The 21,437-nt window shown below is 54.3% G+C and carries 18 protein-coding genes and 2 tRNA genes; 4 read left to right on the plus strand and 16 right to left on the minus strand.

Features of this window, described 5'->3' with window-relative positions; translation table 11 throughout:
* Positions 1-67 precede the first annotated feature (67 nt).
* The 3 genes from ubiU (at position 68) to ACTJJI_RS15295 (ending at position 3,035) form a co-directional block, all read left to right on the plus strand.
* A complete protein-coding gene (gene ubiU / locus ACTJJI_RS15285) occupies positions 68-1,063 on the plus strand; it encodes a ubiquinone anaerobic biosynthesis protein UbiU (RefSeq protein WP_014833424.1) in 996 nt (331 codons plus the stop codon).
* Positions 1,064-1,070: 7 nt separating this feature from the next.
* Positions 1,071-1,949, plus strand: a complete 879-nt coding sequence (locus ACTJJI_RS15290; protein ID WP_440654697.1) for a U32 family peptidase — start codon at positions 1,071-1,073, stop codon at positions 1,947-1,949.
* 78 nt (positions 1,950-2,027) lie between these two features.
* A complete protein-coding gene (locus ACTJJI_RS15295; RefSeq protein WP_440654699.1) occupies positions 2,028-3,035 on the plus strand; it encodes a luciferase-like monooxygenase in 1,008 nt (335 codons plus the stop codon).
* A gap of 84 nt (positions 3,036-3,119) precedes the next feature.
* Here ACTJJI_RS15295 and mtr read toward each other — a convergent pair whose 3' ends face one another.
* The 12 genes from mtr to ACTJJI_RS15355 all read right to left on the minus strand — a co-directional run bounded on the left by mtr (position 3,120) and on the right by ACTJJI_RS15355 (position 16,822).
* Positions 3,120-4,364 (minus strand): tryptophan permease, encoded by a 1,245-nt coding sequence (gene mtr / locus ACTJJI_RS15300; protein WP_014833427.1) that lies wholly within the window; start codon positions 4,362-4,364, stop codon positions 3,120-3,122.
* A 141-nt stretch (positions 4,365-4,505) separates the two neighbouring features.
* Entirely contained in the window at positions 4,506-6,401 is a 1,896-nt protein-coding gene (locus ACTJJI_RS15305) for a DEAD/DEAH family ATP-dependent RNA helicase (RefSeq protein ID WP_014833428.1), read from the minus strand.
* Positions 6,394-6,474, minus strand: coding sequence for a protein YrbN (yrbN, locus tag ACTJJI_RS15310; RefSeq protein WP_100122156.1), 81 nt, complete (start codon positions 6,472-6,474; stop codon positions 6,394-6,396). The genes ACTJJI_RS15305 and yrbN overlap by 8 nt, the downstream gene beginning before the upstream one ends.
* A gap of 108 nt (positions 6,475-6,582) precedes the next feature.
* Positions 6,583-7,467 (minus strand): lipoprotein NlpI, encoded by an 885-nt coding sequence (gene nlpI, locus ACTJJI_RS15315; protein ID WP_013098912.1) that lies wholly within the window; start codon positions 7,465-7,467, stop codon positions 6,583-6,585.
* A gap of 108 nt (positions 7,468-7,575) precedes the next feature.
* Complete coding sequence (pnp, locus tag ACTJJI_RS15320; RefSeq protein ID WP_014833429.1) at positions 7,576-9,714, minus strand: polyribonucleotide nucleotidyltransferase; 2,139 nt, start codon at positions 9,712-9,714, stop codon at positions 7,576-7,578.
* 242 nt (positions 9,715-9,956) lie between these two features.
* Entirely contained in the window at positions 9,957-10,226 is a 270-nt protein-coding gene (gene rpsO, locus ACTJJI_RS15325; protein WP_013098914.1) for a 30S ribosomal protein S15, read from the minus strand.
* Positions 10,227-10,382: 156 nt separating this feature from the next.
* Positions 10,383-11,333, minus strand: a complete 951-nt coding sequence (truB, locus tag ACTJJI_RS15330; RefSeq protein ID WP_248060427.1) for a tRNA pseudouridine(55) synthase TruB — start codon at positions 11,331-11,333, stop codon at positions 10,383-10,385.
* Entirely contained in the window at positions 11,333-11,737 is a 405-nt protein-coding gene (gene rbfA, locus ACTJJI_RS15335; protein WP_003024988.1) for a 30S ribosome-binding factor RbfA, read from the minus strand. The genes truB and rbfA overlap by 1 nt, the downstream gene beginning before the upstream one ends.
* Positions 11,738-11,839: 102 nt before the next feature.
* The gene (infB, locus tag ACTJJI_RS15340) at positions 11,840-14,530 is read right to left on the minus strand and encodes a translation initiation factor IF-2 (protein WP_014833431.1); all 2,691 of its coding nucleotides are present in this window, start codon (positions 14,528-14,530) and stop codon (positions 11,840-11,842) included.
* Positions 14,531-14,554: 24 nt separating this feature from the next.
* Positions 14,555-16,057 (minus strand): transcription termination factor NusA, encoded by a 1,503-nt coding sequence (gene nusA / locus ACTJJI_RS15345; RefSeq protein WP_013098917.1) that lies wholly within the window; start codon positions 16,055-16,057, stop codon positions 14,555-14,557.
* 28 nt (positions 16,058-16,085) lie between these two features.
* Positions 16,086-16,538 (minus strand): ribosome maturation factor RimP, encoded by a 453-nt coding sequence (rimP, locus tag ACTJJI_RS15350; protein WP_014833432.1) that lies wholly within the window; start codon positions 16,536-16,538, stop codon positions 16,086-16,088.
* A 207-nt stretch (positions 16,539-16,745) separates the two neighbouring features.
* Positions 16,746-16,822: transfer RNA gene (locus ACTJJI_RS15355), tRNA-Met, on the minus strand.
* 286 nt (positions 16,823-17,108) lie between these two features.
* Here ACTJJI_RS15355 and argG point away from each other — a divergent pair.
* A complete protein-coding gene (argG, locus tag ACTJJI_RS15360; RefSeq protein WP_440654703.1) occupies positions 17,109-18,455 on the plus strand; it encodes an argininosuccinate synthase in 1,347 nt (448 codons plus the stop codon).
* 110 nt (positions 18,456-18,565) lie between these two features.
* Here argG and ACTJJI_RS15365 read toward each other — a convergent pair.
* From ACTJJI_RS15365 to folP, 4 genes are all read right to left on the minus strand, one after another.
* A tRNA-Leu gene (locus tag ACTJJI_RS15365) sits at positions 18,566-18,652 on the minus strand.
* Positions 18,653-18,661: 9 nt separating this feature from the next.
* Entirely contained in the window at positions 18,662-18,994 is a 333-nt protein-coding gene (gene secG, locus ACTJJI_RS15370; RefSeq protein ID WP_021242256.1) for a preprotein translocase subunit SecG, read from the minus strand.
* 223 nt (positions 18,995-19,217) lie between these two features.
* Complete coding sequence (gene glmM, locus ACTJJI_RS15375; protein ID WP_014833435.1) at positions 19,218-20,555, minus strand: phosphoglucosamine mutase; 1,338 nt, start codon at positions 20,553-20,555, stop codon at positions 19,218-19,220.
* Positions 20,548-21,396 carry a dihydropteroate synthase gene (folP, locus tag ACTJJI_RS15380; protein WP_014833436.1) on the minus strand — a complete coding sequence of 283 codons (849 nt, stop codon included), beginning with the start codon at positions 21,394-21,396 and terminating at the stop codon, positions 20,548-20,550. Before folP ends, glmM begins: the two co-directional genes overlap by 8 nt.
* Positions 21,397-21,437: the final 41 nt, after the last annotated feature.

A 21,437-nucleotide genomic window follows, 5' to 3' on the forward strand; every position in this document is an offset into this window, starting at 1 on the left:
TCGCGTATGGGTTAATTAAAATCCCAGCTCGTTAACATTTTTGCTCTCGACGACATCAGGATAAATTATGGAGCTGCTCTGCCCTGCCGGAAACCTTCCGGCGCTTAAGGCGGCCATCGAAAATGGGGCCGATGCGGTCTATATCGGGCTGAAAGATGATACTAACGCCCGCCATTTTGCTGGCCTCAACTTTACGGAGAAAAAGCTTCAGGAAGCCGTTAACTTCGTACACCAGCACCGCCGCAAATTGCATATTGCCATCAATACCTTTGCCCATCCTGATGGCTATGCCCGCTGGCAGCGCGCGGTGGATATGGCAGCACAGCTGGGTGCCGATGCGCTGATTCTGGCCGACCTCGCCATGCTGGAGTATGCGGCAGAACGCTATCCTCATATTGAGCGCCATGTCTCTGTTCAGGCCTCTGCCACCAACGAAGAGGCGGTACGTTTTTATCATCAACACTTTGACGTGGCCCGCGTGGTCTTACCGCGCGTGCTCTCTATTCATCAGGTTAAGCAACTCGCGCGCGTCACGCCAGTGCCGCTGGAAGTTTTTGCCTTTGGCAGCCTGTGCATCATGGCTGAAGGCCGCTGCTATCTCTCCTCGTATTTAACCGGTGAATCACCCAATACCGTTGGCGCCTGCTCGCCTGCCCGCTTTGTTCGCTGGCAGCAAACGCCACAGGGGCTGGAATCTCGCCTGAATGAAGTGTTGATTGACCGCTATCAGGACGGTGAAAACGCCGGCTACCCGACGCTGTGCAAAGGCCGCTATCTGGTTGACGGTGAGCGTTATCACGCGCTGGAGGAGCCCACCAGCCTCAACACGCTGGAACTGCTGCCGGAACTGCTGGCCGCCAATATTGCTTCGGTGAAGATTGAAGGTCGCCAGCGCAGCCCGGCCTACGTCAGTCAGGTGGCGAAAGTCTGGCGTCAGGCTATCGACCGCTGCATGGCAGACCCGCAGAACTACGCCCCACAGTCGGCCTGGATGGAGACCCTCGGCGCGATGTCTGAAGGCACACAAACCACGCTTGGCGCGTATCACCGTAAATGGCAGTGAGATAATCATGAAATATTCATTAGGACCGGTGCTCTACTACTGGCCAAAAGAGACGCTGGAAGCTTTTTATCAACAGGCCGCAACCAGCAGCGCCGATGTGATTTATCTTGGTGAAGCGGTATGCAGCAAGCGCCGCGCCACCAAAGTGGGCGACTGGCTGGAGATGGCGAAAAGCCTGGCCGGGAGCGGCAAACAGGTCGTGCTCTCCACGCTGGCGCTGGTGCAGGCGTCCTCCGAACTGGGTGAGCTAAAACGCTATGTGGAGAACGGTGAATTCCTGATTGAAGCGAGCGACCTGGGCGTGGTGAACATGTGCGCTGAACGTAAGCTGCCGTTTGTCGCGGGCCATGCGCTGAACTGCTATAACGCCGTGACCCTGCGCCTGCTGCTGAAACAGGGGATGACGCGCTGGTGCATGCCGGTAGAGCTGTCGCGCGACTGGCTGGCAAACCTGCTCGCTCAGTGTGAAGAGCTTGGCATTCGCAATCAGTTTGAAGTGGAAGTGCTGAGCTATGGTCATCTGCCGCTGGCGTACTCTGCCCGCTGCTTTACTGCCCGCTCTGAAGATCGGCCGAAAGACGAGTGCGAGACCTGCTGCATCAAGTACCCGAACGGGCGCAGCATGCTGTCACAGGAGAACCAGCAGGTGTTTGTCCTGAACGGCATTCAGACCATGAGCGGCTATGTCTATAACCTGGGTAACGAGCTGGCGTCGATGGTCGGGCTGGTGGATATGGTGCGTCTGTCACCGCTGGACACCAGCGTGTTTGCCATGCTGGATGCTTTTCGCGCCAACGAAAATGGCGCGTCACCGCTGCCGCTGACGGTAAACAGTGACTGTAACGGCTACTGGAAACGGCTGGCCGGACTGGAGCTGCAGGCCTGAAAAAGGCTCACTTTGTTAACAACGGTTATCATTATTTAATGCAGTATTAAAGATTGACCGTCGACAAAGTGAGCTGTTATGACTGACAAAACCCTTCCGTTTTCGGTGCTGGATCTGGCGCCGATCCCACAAGGCTCCTCGGCCAGAGAAGCCTTTTCGCACTCTCTCGATCTGGCTCAACTGGCCGAAAAGCGTGGCTATCACCGTTACTGGCTGGCAGAGCACCACAACATGGTCGGTATCGCCAGCGCCGCCACCTCGGTACTGATTGGTTATCTGGCCGCGAACACCACCACCCTGCACCTGGGATCCGGTGGCGTGATGCTGCCAAACCATGCTCCGCTGGTGATCGCCGAGCAGTTTGGTACGCTAAATACCCTCTATCCGGGCCGTATTGATTTAGGCCTTGGCCGTGCGCCGGGCAGCGACCAGCCAACCATGCGCGCCCTGCGTCGCCATATGAGTGGTGACATCGACAATTTCCCGCGTGATGTGGCGGAACTGGTGGACTGGTTCGATGCGCGTGACCCGAACCCGCACGTGCGCCCGGTGCCGGGCTACGGCGAAAAGATCCCGGTATGGCTGCTGGGGTCGAGCCTGTACAGTGCACAGCTTGCTGCACAGTTGGGGCTGCCGTTTGCGTTTGCCTCGCACTTCGCACCGGATATGCTGCATCAGGCGCTGCATCTCTACCGCACGAACTTCAAACCTTCTGAAAGGCTGGAGAAACCGTACGCGATGGTGTGTATCAACATCATTGCCGCCGACAGCAATCGCGATGCGGAATTCCTGTTTACCTCCATGCAGCAGGCGTTTGCGAAGCTGCGTCGCGGCGAGACCGGCCAGTTGCCGCCACCGGTGGAGAATATGCATCAGCTGTGGTCCGCCTCCGAGCAGTATGGCGTTCAGCAGGCGCTGAGCATGTCGCTGGTGGGAGATAAAGCGAAGGTGCGTCACGGGCTGGAAGCGGTGCTGCGCGAAACGCAGGCGGATGAGATTATGGTTAACGGCCAGATATTTGATCACCAGGCGCGTTTGCATTCGTTTGATTTAGCGATGCAGGTGAAAGAAGAATTGGTGGGATAGTTTTTGGCCGGATGGCGGCTTCGCCTTATCCGGCCTACGCAATCCCTGTAGGCCCGGTAAGCGTAGCGCCACCGGGCTTTGTGTTTAGTGATATACAGGCAACAAATTAAAACTCGACAGCACGTGCACCACCGCGTTGCCAATACCAAACACCAGAATCAGTGCAATCATCGGTTTGCCGCCCCAGACGCGGAATTTCGGGCTACCGAAGCGCTGACGGGATTTACGCGCCAGCAGCGCTGGCACAATTGCCGCCCAGATGGTAGCCGCCAGACCGGCATAGCCGATGGCGTACAGGAACCCGTTCGGCCACAGCAGGCCGCCGACAATCGGTGGCAGGAAGGTCAGCAGTGCGGTTTTAAAGCGCCCCATCGCGGAATCATCAAAACCAAACAGATCCGCCAGATAGTCAAACAGGCCCAGCGTCACGCCGAGGAAAGAGCTCGCTACTGCAAAGTTAGAGAACACCACCAGCAGCAGATCCAGACTGCGGCTGTTCAGTACCCCACTCAGGGCCTGCACCAGCACATCAATGTTACCGCCCTTCTGCGCAATGCCGATAAACTCCGGACGCGGGATGTTGCCCATCGTCCCCAGCAGCCAAATCACATACAGCCCCAGCGCCAGCAGCGTACCGTAGACCAGGCACTTTACAATCGTCCGGGGGTCTTTGCCGTAGTACTTCATCAGACTTGGCACGTTGCCGTGGTAGCCAAACGACGCCAGACAGAACGGCAGGGTCATCAGCAGATACGGCGTATACGACGTATTGGTTTCAGCCACGTTAAACAGCGTTGACGGGGTAACGTGCCCCAGCAGGCTACCGAAGGTCAGGAAGAAAGTGATGACCTTTGCGCCCAGTACGATGGCCGTCATCCGGCTCACCGCTTTGGTACTCATCCAGACAATAAACGCGACGCCCAGCGCAAAGCACAGCCCAGCCAGACGCGCCGGAACGTTCAGCGACATCTCCGCAAAGGTGTGATGCAGAATCGAACCGCTTGCAGAGATGTACGCGTAGGTCAGGATGTAAAGCACAAACGCGATGGAAAGGCCGTTCACCAGGTTCCAGCCTTTACCCAGCAGATCTTTCGTGATGGTGTCGAAGCTGGAGCCAATGCGGTAGTTCAGGTTGGCTTCAAGGATCATCAGCCCTGAATGCAACATACAGAACCAGGTGAAAACCAGCGCAGCCAGCGACCAGAAGAACCACGCACCGGACATGACCACTGGCAGGGAGAACATCCCGGCACCAATAATGGTTCCGCCGATGATCACCACGCCGCCAAGCAGCGAAGGTGACGTTTGGGTGGTGGTTAGTGTCGCCATACAGCCATATCTCCAGTCAAAAATGTGGTTTGCATTTTAATGTGCTGCACTGTACCAGTACAAGAGTACAAAGGAAATAAAAAAAGCCCCGATAGTCTTTATCGGGGCTGTATATATTACTTTACGTCAGAAACGAAAGGCTTACGCGTCACCAAAACGACGACGGCTGGTGCCTTCTTCACGACGTGGGCCACGGCTCTCGCGGCGTTCACCGGAGAAACGACGACCTTCACCACCGCGACCTTCGCTACGACCGCCTTCACGACGCTCGCCACCGAAACCACGACCACCGCCACGACGTTCGCCACCACGGTCAGGACGTGGCTGTGCATCGCCCAGCAGCTGCATGTTCATCGGCTTGTTCAGGATGCGAGTGCGGGTAAAGTGCTGCAGTACTTCACCCGGCATGCCTTTTGGCAGCTCGATGGTGGAGTGGGATGCGAACAGCTTGATGTTACCGATGTAACGGCTGCTGATGTCGCCTTCGTTCGCGATCGCGCCAACGATATGACGAACTTCAACACCATCATCACGGCCCACTTCAATGCGGTACAGCTCCATTTCGCCAGCGTCACGACGCTCACGACGTGGACGATCTTCACCACCACGCTCTGGACGGTCACCACGTGGACCACGGTCGTTACGATCGCCACGACGTTCGAAGCGATCGTCACGGTCACGGAACTCACGACGAGGACGCATCGGTGCATCTGGTGGCACGATCAGGGTACGTTCGCCCTGTGCCATTTTCAGCAGTGCTGCAGCCAGCGTTTCGATATCCAGCTCTTCGCCTTCAGCGGTTGGCTGGATCTGCGCCAGCAGCGCACGGTACTGATCCAGATCGCTGCTTTCCAGCTGCTGCTGAACTTTGGCAGCGAATTTTTCCAGACGGCGTTTGCCCAGCAGTTCTGCGTTTGGCAGCTCAGCTTCCGGAATGGTCAGCTTCATAGTGCGTTCAATGTTACGCAGCAGACGACGCTCGCGGTTCTCAACGAACAGCAGCGCACGGCCTGCACGACCCGCACGACCGGTACGGCCGATACGGTGAACGTAGGACTCGGAGTCCATTGGGATGTCGTAGTTTACAACCAGGCTGATACGTTCAACGTCCAGACCACGTGCTGCCACGTCGGTTGCAATCAGGATATCCAGACGACCGTCTTTCAGACGCTCCAGCGTCTGCTCACGCAGAGCCTGGTTCATGTCACCATTCAGCGCTGCGCTGTTATAGCCGTTACGCTCCAGGGCTTCAGCCACTTCCAGGGTCGCGTTTTTGGTACGTACGAAAATAATCGCCGCATCAAAATCTTCTGCTTCCAGGAAACGCACCAGCGCTTCGTTTTTGCGCATGCCGTACACAGACCAGTAGCTCTGGCTGATGTCCGGGCGAGTGGTAACGCTGGACTGAATGCGCACTTCCTGCGGCTCTTTCATGAAGCGACGGGTAATGCGACGAATGGCTTCTGGCATCGTGGCAGAGAACAGAGCGGTCTGATGACCTTCCGGGATCTGCGCCATAATGGTTTCTACGTCTTCGATGAAGCCCATACGCAGCATTTCGTCTGCTTCATCCAGTACCAGACCGCTCAGTTTAGAGAGATCCAGTGTACCGCGCTTCAGGTGATCCAGCAGACGGCCCGGCGTACCGACAACAATCTGTGGGCCCTGGCGCAGGGCGCGTAACTGCACGTCATAACGCTGGCCGCCGTACAGGGCAACCACGTTTACGCCGCGCATGTGTTTAGAGAATTCCGTCATGGCTTCAGCAACCTGAACCGCCAGTTCACGGGTTGGAGCCAGAACGAGGATCTGCGGTGCACGCAGGTCCGGATCGATGTTGTTCAGCAGCGGCAGCGAGAACGCCGCAGTTTTACCGCTACCAGTCTGGGCCATGCCCAGCACGTCACGACCAGAAAGCAGGTGTGGGATACATTCTGCCTGGATCGGAGATGGTTTTTCGTAACCCAGATCGTTAAGGGCTTCAAGGATAGGAGCCTTCAGGCCCAGATCTGCAAAAGTGGTTTCGAATTCAGCCATGTAGTACGAGTGCCTCAATGTCAATGGCGGCCAGTCTACTTAGCTCATCGTGAAAATGATTAGCAATTTTCATTGAAAAGTGTGAACCGGCTCAAAGTAGGTGTATTGACGAACAACAACGCCCTCACCAGTTAAGGTGATGGCAATCAAAAAGATTACGGGCTGATGTTTATGTCGTCAGCTATTGCTGGTCCGATTCTGCCAGGTCGTCTTGCTCCTGGCCCAAGAGCGATAATTCCAACAATGCATAACGGTGCTCAACGAAGTTATGTACGTTGTTAGCAACCGCTAATTTGAACAGTGCCGTAGCGCTGTCCTTATCCCCCAGACTTAGGTAGTACTTACCTAAATAGAAGTTGGTTTCACTGAGATGCTCAGCGAGCGAGGTGTTATCCGTTGCGTCCGCCTTGAGGCGTTCCATCAGCGTTGCTTCGCTAATGTTGCCCAGGTAGAACTCGACAATGTTCCATCCCCACTGTTCCTTGTCCGATTTGTCGAAGCGCTGTTTCAGTGCCTCTTTTGCCTGCTTCTCATCGAGCTTCTGCTCAACGATGTAAAGCCACAGGCTACGGAAAGGATCATTAGGATCGTCTTGATAAAACGCCAGCAGATCATCTTGCGCTAACTTATCACGACCGCCGTAATACAATGCGATACCGCGATTCAAGTGCGCGTAGTTGTAAGTTGGATCAAGCTCAAGTACAGAATCAAACGCTTCATAGGCAGCATCAAAATTGCCTGCCTGCGTTAAATAAATGCCTAAGTAATTGAATACTTCAGGCATATCAGGTCGGATAGCCAGCGCTTGTGAGAAATCATTTCGCGCTAATGCCCTCAGACCGAGACTATCATACAACACTCCGCGCTCATATAAAAGCTGTGCGCGTTCGTCATCGGTTAAAGCCCGACTGGCAAGAATTTGTTCCATGCGTGCCAGAATCACTTCCTGTTGCAAAGTCGGTTGCAATGGCACTGCGAGGACTTCGCTCTTACGCCAGGCAGAGTTGCTGCATCCTGCCAGCGTTAAAGCTGTCGCAACGAAACACCAGCGCAAAAAAGGCTTCATTTCCCACTCCCGAAGACAACTATTGGATGAACGTCCTGTCCCCCGGCGGCTTAACAAGGCGTCCTGCCTGATAACGGCCCTCCGCGATGCGGAGGGCAAATGGCAACCTTACTCGCCCTGCTGTTCTGCTGCCGGTGCTTCTGGCGCAGCAGCTGGCTGAGACTGCTCGGTTGCTTCTTTAATGCTCAGACGGATACGGCCCTGGCGGTCAACTTCCAGAACTTTAACCGGTACTTCCTGACCCATCTGCAGGTAATCGGTCACTTTCTCAACGCGCTTGTCAGCGATTTGAGAGATGTGTACCAGACCTTCTTTACCGCCACCGATGGCAACGAATGCGCCAAAGTCAACGATACGGGTCACTTTACCATTGTAGATACGGCCCACTTCGATTTCTGCAGTGATTTCTTCGATACGACGAATCGCGAATTTCGCTTTCTCGCCGTCGGTCGCTGCGATTTTCACAGTACCGTCATCTTCGATTTCAATGGTGGTGCCGGTCTCTTCGGTCAGCGCACGGATCACGGAACCGCCCTTACCGATAACATCTTTGATCTTGTCTGGATTGATCTTGATGGTGTGAATACGCGGAGCGAATTCAGAGATATCACCGCGTGGCGCGTTGATCGCCTGTTCCATCACGCCCAGGATGTGCAGACGCGCACCTTTAGCCTGGTTCAGAGCAACCTGCATGATCTCTTTGGTGATACCTTCAATTTTGATATCCATCTGCAGCGCAGAGATACCGTCGCGGGAACCCGCCACTTTGAAGTCCATATCGCCCAGGTGGTCTTCGTCGCCCAGAATGTCAGACAGAACAACAAAGTTGTCGCCCTCTTTCACCAGACCCATTGCGATACCCGCAACGGCGGCTTTGATTGGCACGCCTGCATCCATCAGCGCCAGAGAGGCACCACATACGGAAGCCATGGAAGAAGAACCGTTAGATTCGGTGATTTCAGAAACCACACGAACGGTGTACGGGAATTTGTCTGCGTCTGGCATCACTGCCAGCACGCCGCGCTTCGCCAGACGACCGTGACCAATTTCACGACGCTTCGGCGAACCCACCATACCGGTTTCCCCTACGGAGTACGGAGGGAAGTTATAGTGGAACAGGAAGCTGTCAGTGCGCTCGCCCATCAGCTCGTCGATGATCTGTGCGTCACGTGCAGTACCCAGGGTCGCGGTAACCAGCGCCTGCGTTTCACCACGGGTGAACAGCGCAGAACCGTGAGTACGTGGCAGTACGCCAGTACGCACGTCCAGACCACGGATCATGTCTTTTTCACGACCATCGATACGCGGCTCGCCAGCCAGTACGCGGCTACGAACAACGTTTTTCTCGATTGCGTGCAGAATCTCGCTCAGCTCGTTAGCATCCAGCGTTTCGTCTTCAGCAACCAGCGTGGCGATGGTTTCGTCTTTGATCACGTCAACCTGAGCATAACGCTCCTGTTTGTCGGTGATACGGTATGCATCGCTCAGACGCGCTTCAGCCAGCGCAGCAACGCGTGCGTTCAGCGCGTCGTTTACTGCTTCAGGCTGCCAGTCCCAACGTGGTTTGCCGGCTTCTTTCACCAGCTCGTTGATGTTCTGGATAACAACCTGCTGCTGGTCGTGGCCGAAGACCACAGCGCCGAGCATCTGGTCTTCGCTCAGCAGTTCAGCTTCAGATTCAACCATCAGAACAGCGGCTTCAGTACCCGCAACAACCAGGTCCAGCTTACTTTCTTTCAGCTCTTCCTGAGTCGGGTTCAGCACATACTGGTCGTTGATGTAGCCAACGCGCGCAGCACCGATTGGACCATTGAATGGAATACCGGACAGAGACAGCGCAGCGGATGCGCCGATCATCGCAACGATATCCGGGTTAACCTGTGGGTTAACGGAAACAACGGTCGCGATAACCTGCACTTCGTTTACGAAGCCTTCCGGGAACAGCGGACGAACCGGGCGGTCAATCAGACGCGCGATCAGGGTTTCGCCTTCGCTTGGACGGCCTTCACGACGGAAGAAGCCACCCGGGATTTTACCGGCAGCGTAAGTACGCTCCTGGTAGTTAACGGTCAGAGGGAAAAAGTCCTGACCTGGTTTTGCTTTTTTCTGGCCAACAACGGTCACGAATACCGCGGTGTCATCCATGCTTACCATAACGGCAGCAGTAGCCTGACGTGCCATCATGCCGGTTTCCAGCGTGACGGTATGCTGACCATACTGGAATTTACGAACGATCGGATTCAGCAAAATTCTGTCCTTTCTTAAAAGTTTGACAGCACACCACCGGTGTGCTGACGATTTAACCCGACCTTCTTCGCATCCTCGCGACTAATGACAACCAACACCCCCATGGGTGAAGCCTCTCATTAGCCGCGCGAACCTCTGCAAGGAAGATCATTTATAGCAACAATACAATAGTTTCCAGTGAATTGCTGCGGTCTGGTTGAAAAAAGGGGCCATCAGGCCCCCTTTTCTGAAACTCGCAAGACTTAGCGACGCAGACCCAGACGCTCGATCAGCGCGGAGTAACGTGCAACATCTTTACGTTTCAGGTAGTCGAGCAGTTTACGACGCTGAGAAACCATACGCAGCAGACCACGACGGCTGTGGTGATCTTTTTTGTGCTCTGCAAAGTGACCCTGCAGGTGGTTAATCTGTGCAGTCAGCAGTGCAACCTGAACTTCGGTAGAACCGCTGTCGTTAGTACCACGACCAAACTCAGAAACGATTTTAGCTTTAGCTTCAACGCTTAGAGACATTTTCAAACTCCAAAGTATAAAGAATGTAAGGATGCCGATCTCTAATTCAGCGATCCCCGTATACGCCCCGCAAAATTGTTAAACAATTTGCCGGACGTTAAGCCGCGATATTCTACTCGCCTCACCGGTTTACCGCAAGGTGAGCTGATATCGCCGTCAGCCTTCGACCGGGTATTCCACCACCAGACGGCGGGGCGCAACGCGTCCTTCACCGTCCATTTCACCCATGCCGATAAACTTACCGTCATCCCCTTCGGTCACGCGTACCAGCCCTTCCAGCGGTGCATTCGTGGTCCGAACCGGGTTTCCGTTCTTAAAGTAAACGGACGATGTTAAAGGAAGATTAACAAGCGGGAAGTCGGCCGCCGGGCTGTCCATCGGCATCAGCAGCGGATCGAGCAGTTCTGCTGCTGCCATCCCTTGCGCTTGCGCCTGCTCAACCAGCGCGTGCAGATGTTCAAGGGTCACCATCCGCTCAACCGGATACTTACTGACGGCCAGGCGACGCAGGTAGATAACATGCGCGCCGCAGCCCAGTTTCTCGCCCAGATCGTCGATGATGGTACGAATATAGGTGCCTTTCGAACAGTGGACTTCCAGCTCCAGCTCGTCACCCTCGTGGCGAATAAAGAGCAGTTCATACACGGTGATCGGACGGGCTTCACGCGGCACTTCAATACCCTGGCGCGCATATTCGTAGAGCTTTTTGCCCTGATATTTCAGTGCAGAATACATCGACGGCACCTGCAGCGTATCGCCACGGAAGCTCTCCAGCGCCGCATCCAGTTGCTCTGCGCTAAACGTCACAGGACGCTCCTCTACCACCTGGCCATCGGCATCGGAGGTGTCCGTGCGCTGGCCCAGTCTGGCGATGACGCGATAACGTTTATCGGAATCCAGCAGGTACTGAGAAAACTTTGTTGCCTCCCCCAGGCAGACAGGCAACATGCCCGTCGCCAGAGGGTCCAGCGCACCTGTATGGCCCGCACGGTTGGCGTTAAAAATTCGCTTAACTTTTTGCAGCACGTCGTTGCTGGAAGCGCCCTGGGGTTTATCCAGCAGCAGCACACCATGCACGTCGCGACCACGACGACGAGGACGACTCATCAGTCCTCCTTGCTGTCGTCCGCCGGATTAACACGACGTTCGTCGTCATGTTTCACCACGCTGGTCACCAGGTTGGACATACGCATACCTTCGACCAGGGAGTTGTCGTAGAAGAAGGTCAGCTCAGGCACGATACGCAGGCGCATCGCTTTACCGAGCAGAGAGCGGATGAAACCAGAGGCTTCCTGCAGCGCTTTAATGCCATTTTTCACTGCCGCTTCGTCCTGATCGTTCAGGAACGTCACGAACACTTTGGCATACGCCAGGTCTCGGGACATCTCCACGCCGGACACGGTGGTCATCATGCCCACACGCGGATCTTTAATTTCGCGTTGCAGGATGAGCGCGATCTCTTTCTGCATTTCCTGCGCTACGCGCTGCGGGCGACCAAATTCTTTCGCCATAATAAATTCTCCAGACAAAAAAGGGGCTAAAGCCCCTTTTTAAAATTATTGCCGGGTGGCACGAGGCGATCCCGGCCGACATATGGACCTATCCCAACAGGATTAGTCGATGCTGCGTTGGATCTCGATGATTTCGAACACTTCGATCATATCGCCAACGCGAACGTCGTTGTAGTTCTTCACGCCGATACCACATTCCATGCCGTTACGGACTTCGTTAACGTCATCTTTGAAGCGGCGCAGGGATTCCAGCTCGCCTTCGTAGATAACCACGTTGTCACGCAGTACGCGGATTGGGTTGTGACGCTTGATGGTACCTTCGGTAACCATACAGCCCGCGATTGCACCGAATTTCGGTGATTTGAACACATCACGCACTTCGGCCAGACCGATGATCTGCTGTTTCAGCTCTGGAGACAGCATACCGCTCATCGCTGCTTTCACTTCGTCGATCAGGTTATAGATGACGGAGTAGTAACGCAGATCCAGGCTTTCCGCTTCGATCACGCGGCGAGCAGACGCGTCAGCACGCACGTTGAAGCCAACCAGGATGGCGTTGGAGGCAGCCGCCAGGGTTGCGTCGGTTTCGGTGATACCACCTACGCCAGAACCGATGATCTTCACTTTAACTTCGTCGGTAGACAGTTTCAGCAAGGAGTCGGAGATCGCTTCCACAGAACCCTGAACGTCTGCTTTCAGTACGACGTTCACTTCGTGAACTTCGCCTTCAGCCATGTTCGCAAACATGTTCTCGAGTTTAGATTTCTGCTGACGAGCCAGTTTAACTTCACGGAATTTGCCCTGACGGTACAGTGCAACTTCACGCGCTTTCTTCTCGTCACGCACAACGGTCACTTCATCACCGGCAGCCGGCACACCGGACAGACCGAGGATTTCCACTGGAATGGACGGACCTGCTTCCAGCACTTCCTGACCCAGTTCGTTACGCATCGCACGAACACGACCGTATTCGAAACCACACAGGACGATATCGCCTTTATGCAGTGTACCTTCGCGAACCAGAACGGTAGCCACCGGGCCACGGCCTTTATCCAGGAAGGATTCGATGACCGCGCCGCTCGCCATACCGTTACGGATCGCTTTCAGCTCCAGAACTTCAGCCTGCAGCAGGATCGCGTCCAGCAGCTCATCGATACCGGTACCTGCTTTCGCAGACACGTGTACGAACTGGCTTTCACCGCCCCACTCTTCTGGCAGGATGCCGTACTGGGACAGTTCGTTTTTAACACGATCCGGATCCGCTTCTGGCTTATCGATCTTGTTCACTGCAACCACTACCGGCACACCCGCCGCTTTCGCGTGCTGGATAGCTTCGATGGTCTGTGGCATGACGCCATCGTCTGCAGCAACAACCAGAACAACGATATCTGTCGCCTGAGCACCACGCGCACGCATTGAGGTAAACGCGGCGTGACCTGGGGTATCCAGGAAGGTGATCATACCGTTATCGGTTTCTACGTGGTATGCACCGATGTGCTGGGTAATACCACCCGCTTCACCGGAGGCCACTTTCGTAGAACGAATGTAGTCGAGCAGCGAGGTTTTACCGTGGTCAACGTGACCCATGATGGTCACAACTGGCGCACGCGGTTCTGCCGCAGCACCGGTATCACGGTCGCTCATTACTGCTTCTTCCAGCTCGTTTTCACGACGCAGGATAACTTTGTGGCCCATCTCTTCGGCAACCAGCTGTGCGGTTTCCTGGTCGATAACCTGGTTGATGGTCGCCATTGCGCCCAGTTTCATCATCGCTTTGATGACCTGAGAGCCTTTAACCGCCATTTTGTTCGCCAGATCGCCAACGGTGATGGTTTCGCCGATCACAACGTCACGGTTAACGGCCTGAGCTGGCTTCTGGAAGCCCTGCTGCAGGGAAGACCCTTTACGCTGTTTGCCGCCTTTACCGCCACGCACGGCTGCACGCGCTTCTTCACGGTCAGCTTTAGACTCGGCGTGTTTGTTGCCTTTTTTCGCCGGACGCGCTGCCTTCGCATTGCGACCACGACCACGGCCGCCTTCAACTTCACGGTCGTTATCATCTTCAGCCTGACGCGCGTGCTGAGAAGTGGTCACGTGATAGTCGCTGGTATCTTCAGTCGGTTCAGCGGTATTCACACCATTCTTCTCGTTTTCTTCTGCCATACGGCGCGCTTCTTCAGCCACACGACGCGCTTCTTCTTCCAGCTTGCGGCGTGCTTCTTCTTCCGCTTTACGCTTCAGCTCGGCAGCTTCATTTTCACGGCGGGCTTTTTCAGCCTGGGCGGTTTTGGTCATTTCGTCTGTCTGTTGATTGCTCACTTTGTCTTTTTCCGCAGCTTCACGCTTCACTTTATCACTTGCGTCGCGTTTCGCTTTTTCTGCGGCCTCACGTTCAGCTTTTAATTCTGCCTCACGTTTGGCAGATGCTTCCGCCTCACGCTGAGCTTGTTCTTCCGCTTCACGCTGTGCCTGCTCTTCCGCGGCAAGGCGTTCTGCCTCTTGCGGATCACGTTTTACAAAGGTGCGCGTCTTGCGGACTTCAATTTGTACCGATTTACTTTTGCCACCGGTACCAGGGATATTCAACGTGCTGCGCGTTTTGCGCTGCAGCGTCAGCTTGTCAGGCGCAGAGCCGTGTTCACGGTTCAGGTGCGCTAACAAGGTTTGTTTTTCGTTTGCCGTCACCGAGTCATCAGCGGTCTTCGGGATCCCTGCATCAGCAAATTGCTGTACCAGGCGGTCCACGGAGGTCTGAATCTCGGCAGCCAGCGATTTTACAGTTACATCAGTCATGCTGTTCCTTCCTGCTACAGTTTATTACGCTTCGTCGCCGAACCAGCAAATATTACGTGCGGCCATGATGAGTTCGCCGGCTTTCTCGTCGGTTAAACCTTCGATATCAGCCAGGTCATCAACGCCTTGCTCAGCGAGATCTTCCAGCGTACAAACACCACGGGCAGCCAGCTTGAACGCAATCGCACGATCAAGACCTTCCAGATTCAGCAGGTCATCAGCCGGCTTTTTATCGCCAAGGCTTTCTTCCTGAGCCAGTGCCAGGGTGGTCAGTGCGTTTTTAGCGCGTTCACGCAGGGCTTCAACGGTTGGTTCATCCAGACCGTCAATTTCCAGCAGCTCTTTCATTGGCACATAGGCCAGTTCTTCCAGCGTAGAGAAACCTTCTTCTACCAGAACCGTGGCGAACTCTTCGTCAATGTCCAGGTATTTCGTGAAGGTATCGATCGCCGCATGGGCTTCAGCCTGATGCTTGGCCTGCAGGTCATCAACGGTCATGACGTTGAGTTCCCAGCCGCTCAGCTGTGACGCCAGGCGTACGTTTTGACCGTTACGGCCGATTGCCTGCGCCAGGTTGCCCGCTTCAACAGCGATATCCATGGTGTGTTTGTCTTCGTCAACAACGATAGACGCCACATCCGCCGGAGCCATTGCGTTGATCACGAACTGCGCCGGGTTGTCATCCCACAGAACGATATCGATACGTTCGCCGCCCAGCTCGGTAGAGACCGCCTGAACACGCGCACCACGCATACCGACGCAAGCACCGACCGGGTCGATACGCTTGTCGTTGGTTTTCACCGCAATTTTTGCACGGGAGCCCGGATCGCGAGCCGCCGCTTTAATCTCGATAACTTCTTCACCGATTTCCGGCACTTCGATACGGAACAGTTCTACCAGCATTTCTGGTTTAGAACGGGTCACGAACAGCTGCGCACCACGTGCCTCAGGGCGAACGGCATACAGCACACCACGGATACGGTCACCTGGACGGAAGTTTTCACGCGGCAGCATGTCTTCACGCAGGATCACCGCTTCAGCGTTGCCCGGCATCCCTTCGGATTTGATCTCCAGAGAGATGTTGTCGCGGTTCACTTTCTTCACCACACCCGTGATGATTTCGCCTTCCTGATCGCGGAACTGATCAACAACCAGCGCACGCTCGGCTTCGCGAACTTTCTGCACGATAACCTGTTTTGCGGTCTGGGTGGTGATACGGTCGAAGGTCACAGACTCAATCTGATCTTCAACATAGTCACCAACGTTCAGGCTTTCGTCTTCAAAACGTGCCGCTTCCAGGGTGATCTCTTTGGTTGGCTGGGTCACTTCTTCAACGATTACCCAACGACGGAATGTATCGAAGTCACCGCTTTTACGATCGATTTCTACGCGAACATCGATCTCTTGTTCGTATTTTTTCTTGGTTGCTGTAGCCAGTGCACTTTCCAGCGCTTCGAAAATCTTTTCACGCGGCAGTGATTTCTCGTTGGAGACGGCTTCAACAACAGCCAAAATTTCTTTGTTCATCGCGGGCTTTTCACCTCAATCCAGACTGTTAAAAGTGGGGAACCAGGTTCGCCTTCTGGATATTACTCAGCGCGAACACTTCATCTTTGCCTTCGACTGTCACCGTGATCATTTCACCATCAACGGCTTTGATAATTCCCTGCCATTTACGGCGGTTCTGTACGGCCATACGCAGAACGAGAGCCACTTCTTCACCGGTAAAGCGCACATAGTGCTCGGCCGTGAACATCGGGCGATCGAGGCCAGGTGAGGAAACTTCCAGGTTGTACGCAACGGTAATCGGATCTTCAACATCAAGAACCGCACTCACCTGGTGGCTAACATCAGCACAATCATCAACATTGATGCCATCTTCACTATCAATATAGATGCGCAGCGTCGATGTGCGGCCGCGAACGAATTCGATGCCGACCAGTTCGTAGCCCAGTGCTTCGACCGGTGCAGTAATCATCTCTGTTAATTTTTGCTCTAATGTGGACAAGCCCACCCCCAAGACATAAAAAAAGGGCGTAAAGCCCAGTTATTCTGTAGTCAGATAACAAAAAACCCCGATAAATCGGGGCTTTAGATAACTGAACCCTATAGCCACAACGGTGGCCTGGAGCACTCTCCGAAAGAATTTTTTCAAATCCAGCTACGAAGGCTCTGAGTCTTCACAGTATATTTGAAAAATGACTTTATGGGAAAGTGGTTGCGGGGGCCGGATTTGAACCGACGACCTTCGGGTTATGAGCCCGACGAGCTACCAGGCTGCTCCACCCCGCGCCTGAAACGTGGCAAATTCTACGCTTTTTGGCGAGAAAATGCAAATAATGCTGGGATTTGGTACCGAAGACGGGACGTAAAATCGGCGTTCAGTATATTGATAGTGAACCCCGCCTGTCAACCCAGTTTCCACCAGGCCAAACGGAGGGAAATTTTTACAAAAAACGCACGAGTCTCTTCCGGTCATCGACAAAAGATGATTAAATGAATACTCACTTATTTTGCATAAACATGCATCGAGAGCGAAAGCGGTCTCTAATCAGTCAATCACGCAGGGTTTTATTTTATGACGACGATTCTCAAGCATCTTCCGGTAGGACAACGTATTGGCATCGCTTTTTCAGGCGGCCTGGATACCAGCGCTGCACTGCTGTGGATGCGCCAGAAGGGAGCGGTTCCGTATGCATATACAGCGAACCTGGGTCAGCCGGATGAGGACGACTATGATGCCATTCCTCGTCGTGCTAAAGAGTATGGCGCAGAGAACGCACGTCTGATTGACTGCCGTAAGCAGCTGGTCGCCGAAGGTATTGCCGCTATTCAGTGTGGCGCTTTCCATAATACCACCGGCGGTCTGACCTATTTCAACACCACCCCACTGGGCCGTGCCGTGACCGGCACCATGCTGGTTGCCGCCATGAAAGAAGATGGTGTGAACATCTGGGGTGACGGCAGTACCTATAAAGGCAACGACATTGAACGTTTCTATCGCTATGGCCTGCTGACTAACGCCGAGCTGCAGATTTACAAACCGTGGCTGGACACCGATTTTATCGATGAGCTGGGCGGCCGTCATGAAATGTCTGAATTTATGATTGCCTGCGGCTTCGACTATAAGATGTCCGTCGAAAAAGCCTACTCCACTGACTCCAACATGCTGGGCGCGACGCACGAAGCAAAAGATCTGGAGTTCCTGAATTCCAGCGTGAAAATCGTTAACCCCATCATGGGTGTGAAGTTCTGGGATGAAAACGTCAAAATCCCGGCAGAGGAAGTGACCGTGCGTTTCGAGCGTGGCCATCCGGTTGCCCTCAATGGCAAGACCTTCTCTGACGATGTGGAACTGATGCTGGAAGCGAACTGCATCGGCGGCCGTCACGGTCTGGGTATGAGCGATCAGATTGAAAACCGTATCATTGAAGCGAAGAGCCGTGGCATCTATGAAGCCCCGGGGATGGCGCTGCTGCACATTGCGTATGAACGTCTGCTGACCGGCATTCACAACGAAGATACCATTGAGCAGTATCACTCGCATGGCCGTCAGTTGGGTAAACTGCTGTATCAGGGCCGCTGGTTCGATCCGCAGGCACTGATGCTGCGTGATGCCCTGCAACGTTGGGTGGCAAGCGCTATTACTGGCGAAGTGACTCTGGAACTGCGTCGCGGTAACGACTACTCCATCCTGAATACCGTGTCCGACAACCTGACCTACAAAGCAGAGCGTCTGACCATGGAGAAAGGCGAATCCGTGTTCTCACCTGATGACCGTATTGGTCAGCTGACCATGCGTAATCTGGATATCACCGATACCCGTGAGAAGCTGTTCAACTACGTTGAGAATGGCCTGCTGTCAGCCAGTTCCGGTAACGGCCTGCCGCAGGTTGAAAACCTGGAGCACAGCGATAAGAAGTAATCGCTGAGATGAAATGCAAAAGGCGTCCGATGGACGCCTTTTTTTGGTTTTTTTTCGATCGTACTTCAGACGAAAAAAAGACGTCTATCGACGTCTTTCTTCTGGAATATTGGTACCGAGGATGGGACTCGAACCCACAAGCCCGTTAGGGCACTACCACCTCAAGGTAGCGTGTCTACCAATTCCACCACCTCGGTACGGAATACTTACTGCGGGATATCGCTGGTTGGCTTAGCCGGTGCAGCTGGCTGAGTCTGCTCAGTTTTCGCTGGCGCGCTCAGGTTTTCCCACTCGCTTCCTTTGCTGGTCTTGTTGCTGTTGATATTGCCCAGCACCAGGCTGATGATGAAGAACAGCGTAGCCAGAATCGCTGTAGTACGGGTCATGAAGTTCGCAGAACCACTTGAACCGAACAGCGTACCGGAAGCGCCTGCTCCGAAGGAGGCTCCCATATCAGCGCCTTTACCTTGCTGCAGCATAATCAGCGCTACGAGAGCGATGGCTACAATAAGGAAAACAACTAAAAGAGCTTCGTACATAATCAACCTGTTCCTTGCGGATTTGCCGCATACCAATGCTTCGACCAATTAGCAGGGTTTTTGTTTCCCACTGAAGCGGGTGTGAATACTAACCAAAGCGAATGACCTTCGCAAGGGCAATTTTGACGCATTGTATCAACTGCAGAAAAAAACAGCAAAAAGCCATTAAATGCTTAAAACTAAGGCGGCAAGCGCCGCCTTTTTAAACACTTACTGTGAAAAGTTATGCAGCTTTAACGGCATCCGCAATACGGTGCGCAAATTCCGTCACCTGCGTTTCGTCTTCACCTTCCACCATCACGCGGATCAGCGGTTCAGTACCCGACTTACGCAGCAGAACACGACCACGGCTGCCGAGCGCGGCTTCAACCTCAGTCATGACGGCTTTTACATTTTCGTTTTCCAGCGGATCGCCTTTTCCTGCGGTGAAACGCACGTTGACAAGGATCTGCGGGAACATTTTCATACCGCTGCAGAGATCCTGCAGGGTCATATGATTGCGGGCCATGGCGGCTACCACCTGCAGTGCCGCGACGATGCCGTCACCGGTGGTGGTTTTGTCCAGCAGGATCACGTGACCGGAGTTTTCTGCGCCAATACGCCAGCCTTTCTCCTGCAGTTTTTCCAGCACGTAGCGGTCACCCACTTTCGCACGAACAAACGGGATACCCAGCTGTTTCAACGCCAGCTCCAGTCCCATATTGCTCATCAGGGTACCCACGGCGCCGCCGCGCAACTGCCCCTGACGCAGGCCTTCACGGGCGATGATATAAAGAATTTGATCACCATCGACCTTGTTACCTTCGTGATCAACCATGATCACACGGTCGCCGTCACCGTCCAGCGCAATGCCGAGATCCGCTTTTTCTGCCAGCACGCGTGCCTGCAGGGCACGAACGTCTGTCGCACCGACCTGTTCGTTAATGTTCAGACCATCAGGCTCACAGCCGATGGTGATCACTTTCGCCCCCAGCTCACGGAAAACATTAGGCGCAATGTGATACGTCGCACCGTTTGCACAGTCCACCACAATTTTAAGGTGAGCCAGGCTTAGCTCGTTCGGGAAGGTCCCTTTGCAGAATTCAATGTAACGGCCAGCTGCATCAACAATACGGTTTGCTTTGCCCAGTTCAGCGGAATCGACGCAGGTGATCTCTTTTTCCATTTCGGCTTCGATCGCCTCTTCCACTTCATCCGGTAGCTTGGTGCCATCGATGGAGAAGAACTTGATGCCGTTGTCATAGAACGGGTTATGCGAGGCAGAAATCACGATGCCAGCTTCCGCGCGGAAGGTACGCGTCAGATACGCAACAGCCGGGGTTGGCATTGGCCCCGTAAAGGAAGCTGAAAGCCCCGCTGCGGCCAGTCCGGCTTCCAGCGCGGACTCCAGCATATAGCCGGAGATACGGGTATCTTTACCAATGATAATTTTACGCGAGCCATGACGTGCCAGAACCTTGCCAGCAGCCCAACCAAGTTTAAGCACAAAATCAGGGGTGATTGGAGCATCGCCTACGCGCCCACGGATACCATCGGTACCAAAATACTTACGGTTACTCATAGCGTTTCTTTTCCTTCGCTGCCAGTGTGGCTTCCACCACACGCATGGCTTCTACTGTTTCTTTAACATCATGGACACGGATAATGTGCGCGCCTTGCATTGCCGCAATCACCGCACAAGCCAGGCTACCGCTCAGGCGTTCACTCGGCCCTACATTGAGCAACTGCCCAATCATCGACTTTCTCGACATGCCAACCAGCAGCGGCAGGCCGAAATGATGAAACTCTGATAAGCGCGCAAGCAACTCATAATTGTGAGAGAGATTTTTACCGAAACCGAACCCCGGGTCGAGCAGCAATTTCTCTTTTGCGATACCTGCACGCTCACAGCGTGCAATATGCTCATTAAAGAAGCGATTCACATCCGCAAAAACATCCTCATACTTAGGCGCATCCTGCATCGTTTTCGGCTGGCCCTGCATATGCATCAGACAAACCGGCAGCCCGGTTTCCGCAGCCGCCTCAATCGCCCCTGGCTCGGTGAGAGAGCGGATATCATTGATGATGTGAGCACCCACTCGCGCCACTTCGCGAATGACCTCTGGCTTGGACGTGTCGACGGATATCCACACCTCAAAACGTTGTGCGATCGCTTCTACCACCGGCACCACCCGCGCCAGCTCTTCTTCCACCGAAACCTCTGCCGCCCCTGGACGCGTCGATTCACCGCCGACGTCAATGATGGTGGCTCCCGCGTTGATCATCAGATTGGCGTGCTTAACCGCCTCGATAAGCGTGTTATGCGTGCCACCATCAGAGAAGGAGTCAGGCGTGACATTCAGGATCCCCATCACATGCGGATGTGAGAGATCGAGATGCGAGTCCTGGGCGAATAGTTTCATGGTTAAATCCCTGGTATTAATGTGGTTTAACAGAAAAGAAA

The sequence above is a fragment of the Enterobacter sp. 22466 genome (assembly GCF_052044775.1).
Classification (GTDB): Bacteria; Pseudomonadota; Gammaproteobacteria; order Enterobacterales; family Enterobacteriaceae; genus Enterobacter; species Enterobacter dissolvens.

What these genes read in the sequence shown, in the direction of transcription:
- ubiU (WP_014833424.1), top strand. Translation starts at nt 68, where the DNA reads ATGGAGCTGCTCTGCCCTGCCGGAAACCTTCCGGCGCTTAAGGCGGCC.
- ACTJJI_RS15290 (WP_440654697.1), top strand. Translation starts at nt 1,071, where the DNA reads ATGAAATATTCATTAGGACCGGTGCTCTACTACTGGCCAAAAGAGACG.
- ACTJJI_RS15295 (WP_440654699.1), top strand. Translation starts at nt 2,028, where the DNA reads ATGACTGACAAAACCCTTCCGTTTTCGGTGCTGGATCTGGCGCCGATC.
- mtr (WP_014833427.1), bottom strand. Translation starts at nt 4,364, where the DNA reads ATGGCGACACTAACCACCACCCAAACGTCACCTTCGCTGCTTGGCGGC.
- ACTJJI_RS15305 (WP_014833428.1), bottom strand. Translation starts at nt 6,401, where the DNA reads ATGGCTGAATTCGAAACCACTTTTGCAGATCTGGGCCTGAAGGCTCCT.
- yrbN (WP_100122156.1), bottom strand. Translation starts at nt 6,474, where the DNA reads ATGAAAATTGCTAATCATTTTCACGATGAGCTAAGTAGACTGGCCGCC.
- nlpI (WP_013098912.1), bottom strand. Translation starts at nt 7,467, where the DNA reads ATGAAGCCTTTTTTGCGCTGGTGTTTCGTTGCGACAGCTTTAACGCTG.
- rpsO (WP_013098914.1), bottom strand. Translation starts at nt 10,226, where the DNA reads ATGTCTCTAAGCGTTGAAGCTAAAGCTAAAATCGTTTCTGAGTTTGGT.
- truB (WP_248060427.1), bottom strand. Translation starts at nt 11,333, where the DNA reads ATGAGTCGTCCTCGTCGTCGTGGTCGCGACGTGCATGGTGTGCTGCTG.
- rbfA (WP_003024988.1), bottom strand. Translation starts at nt 11,737, where the DNA reads ATGGCGAAAGAATTTGGTCGCCCGCAGCGCGTAGCGCAGGAAATGCAG.
- infB (WP_014833431.1), bottom strand. Translation starts at nt 14,530, where the DNA reads ATGACTGATGTAACTGTAAAATCGCTGGCTGCCGAGATTCAGACCTCC.
- nusA (WP_013098917.1), bottom strand. Translation starts at nt 16,057, where the DNA reads ATGAACAAAGAAATTTTGGCTGTTGTTGAAGCCGTCTCCAACGAGAAA.
- argG (WP_440654703.1), top strand. Translation starts at nt 17,109, where the DNA reads ATGACGACGATTCTCAAGCATCTTCCGGTAGGACAACGTATTGGCATC.
- secG (WP_021242256.1), bottom strand. Translation starts at nt 18,994, where the DNA reads ATGTACGAAGCTCTTTTAGTTGTTTTCCTTATTGTAGCCATCGCTCTC.
- glmM (WP_014833435.1), bottom strand. Translation starts at nt 20,555, where the DNA reads ATGAGTAACCGTAAGTATTTTGGTACCGATGGTATCCGTGGGCGCGTA.
- folP (WP_014833436.1), bottom strand. Translation starts at nt 21,396, where the DNA reads ATGAAACTATTCGCCCAGGACTCGCATCTCGATCTCTCACATCCGCAT.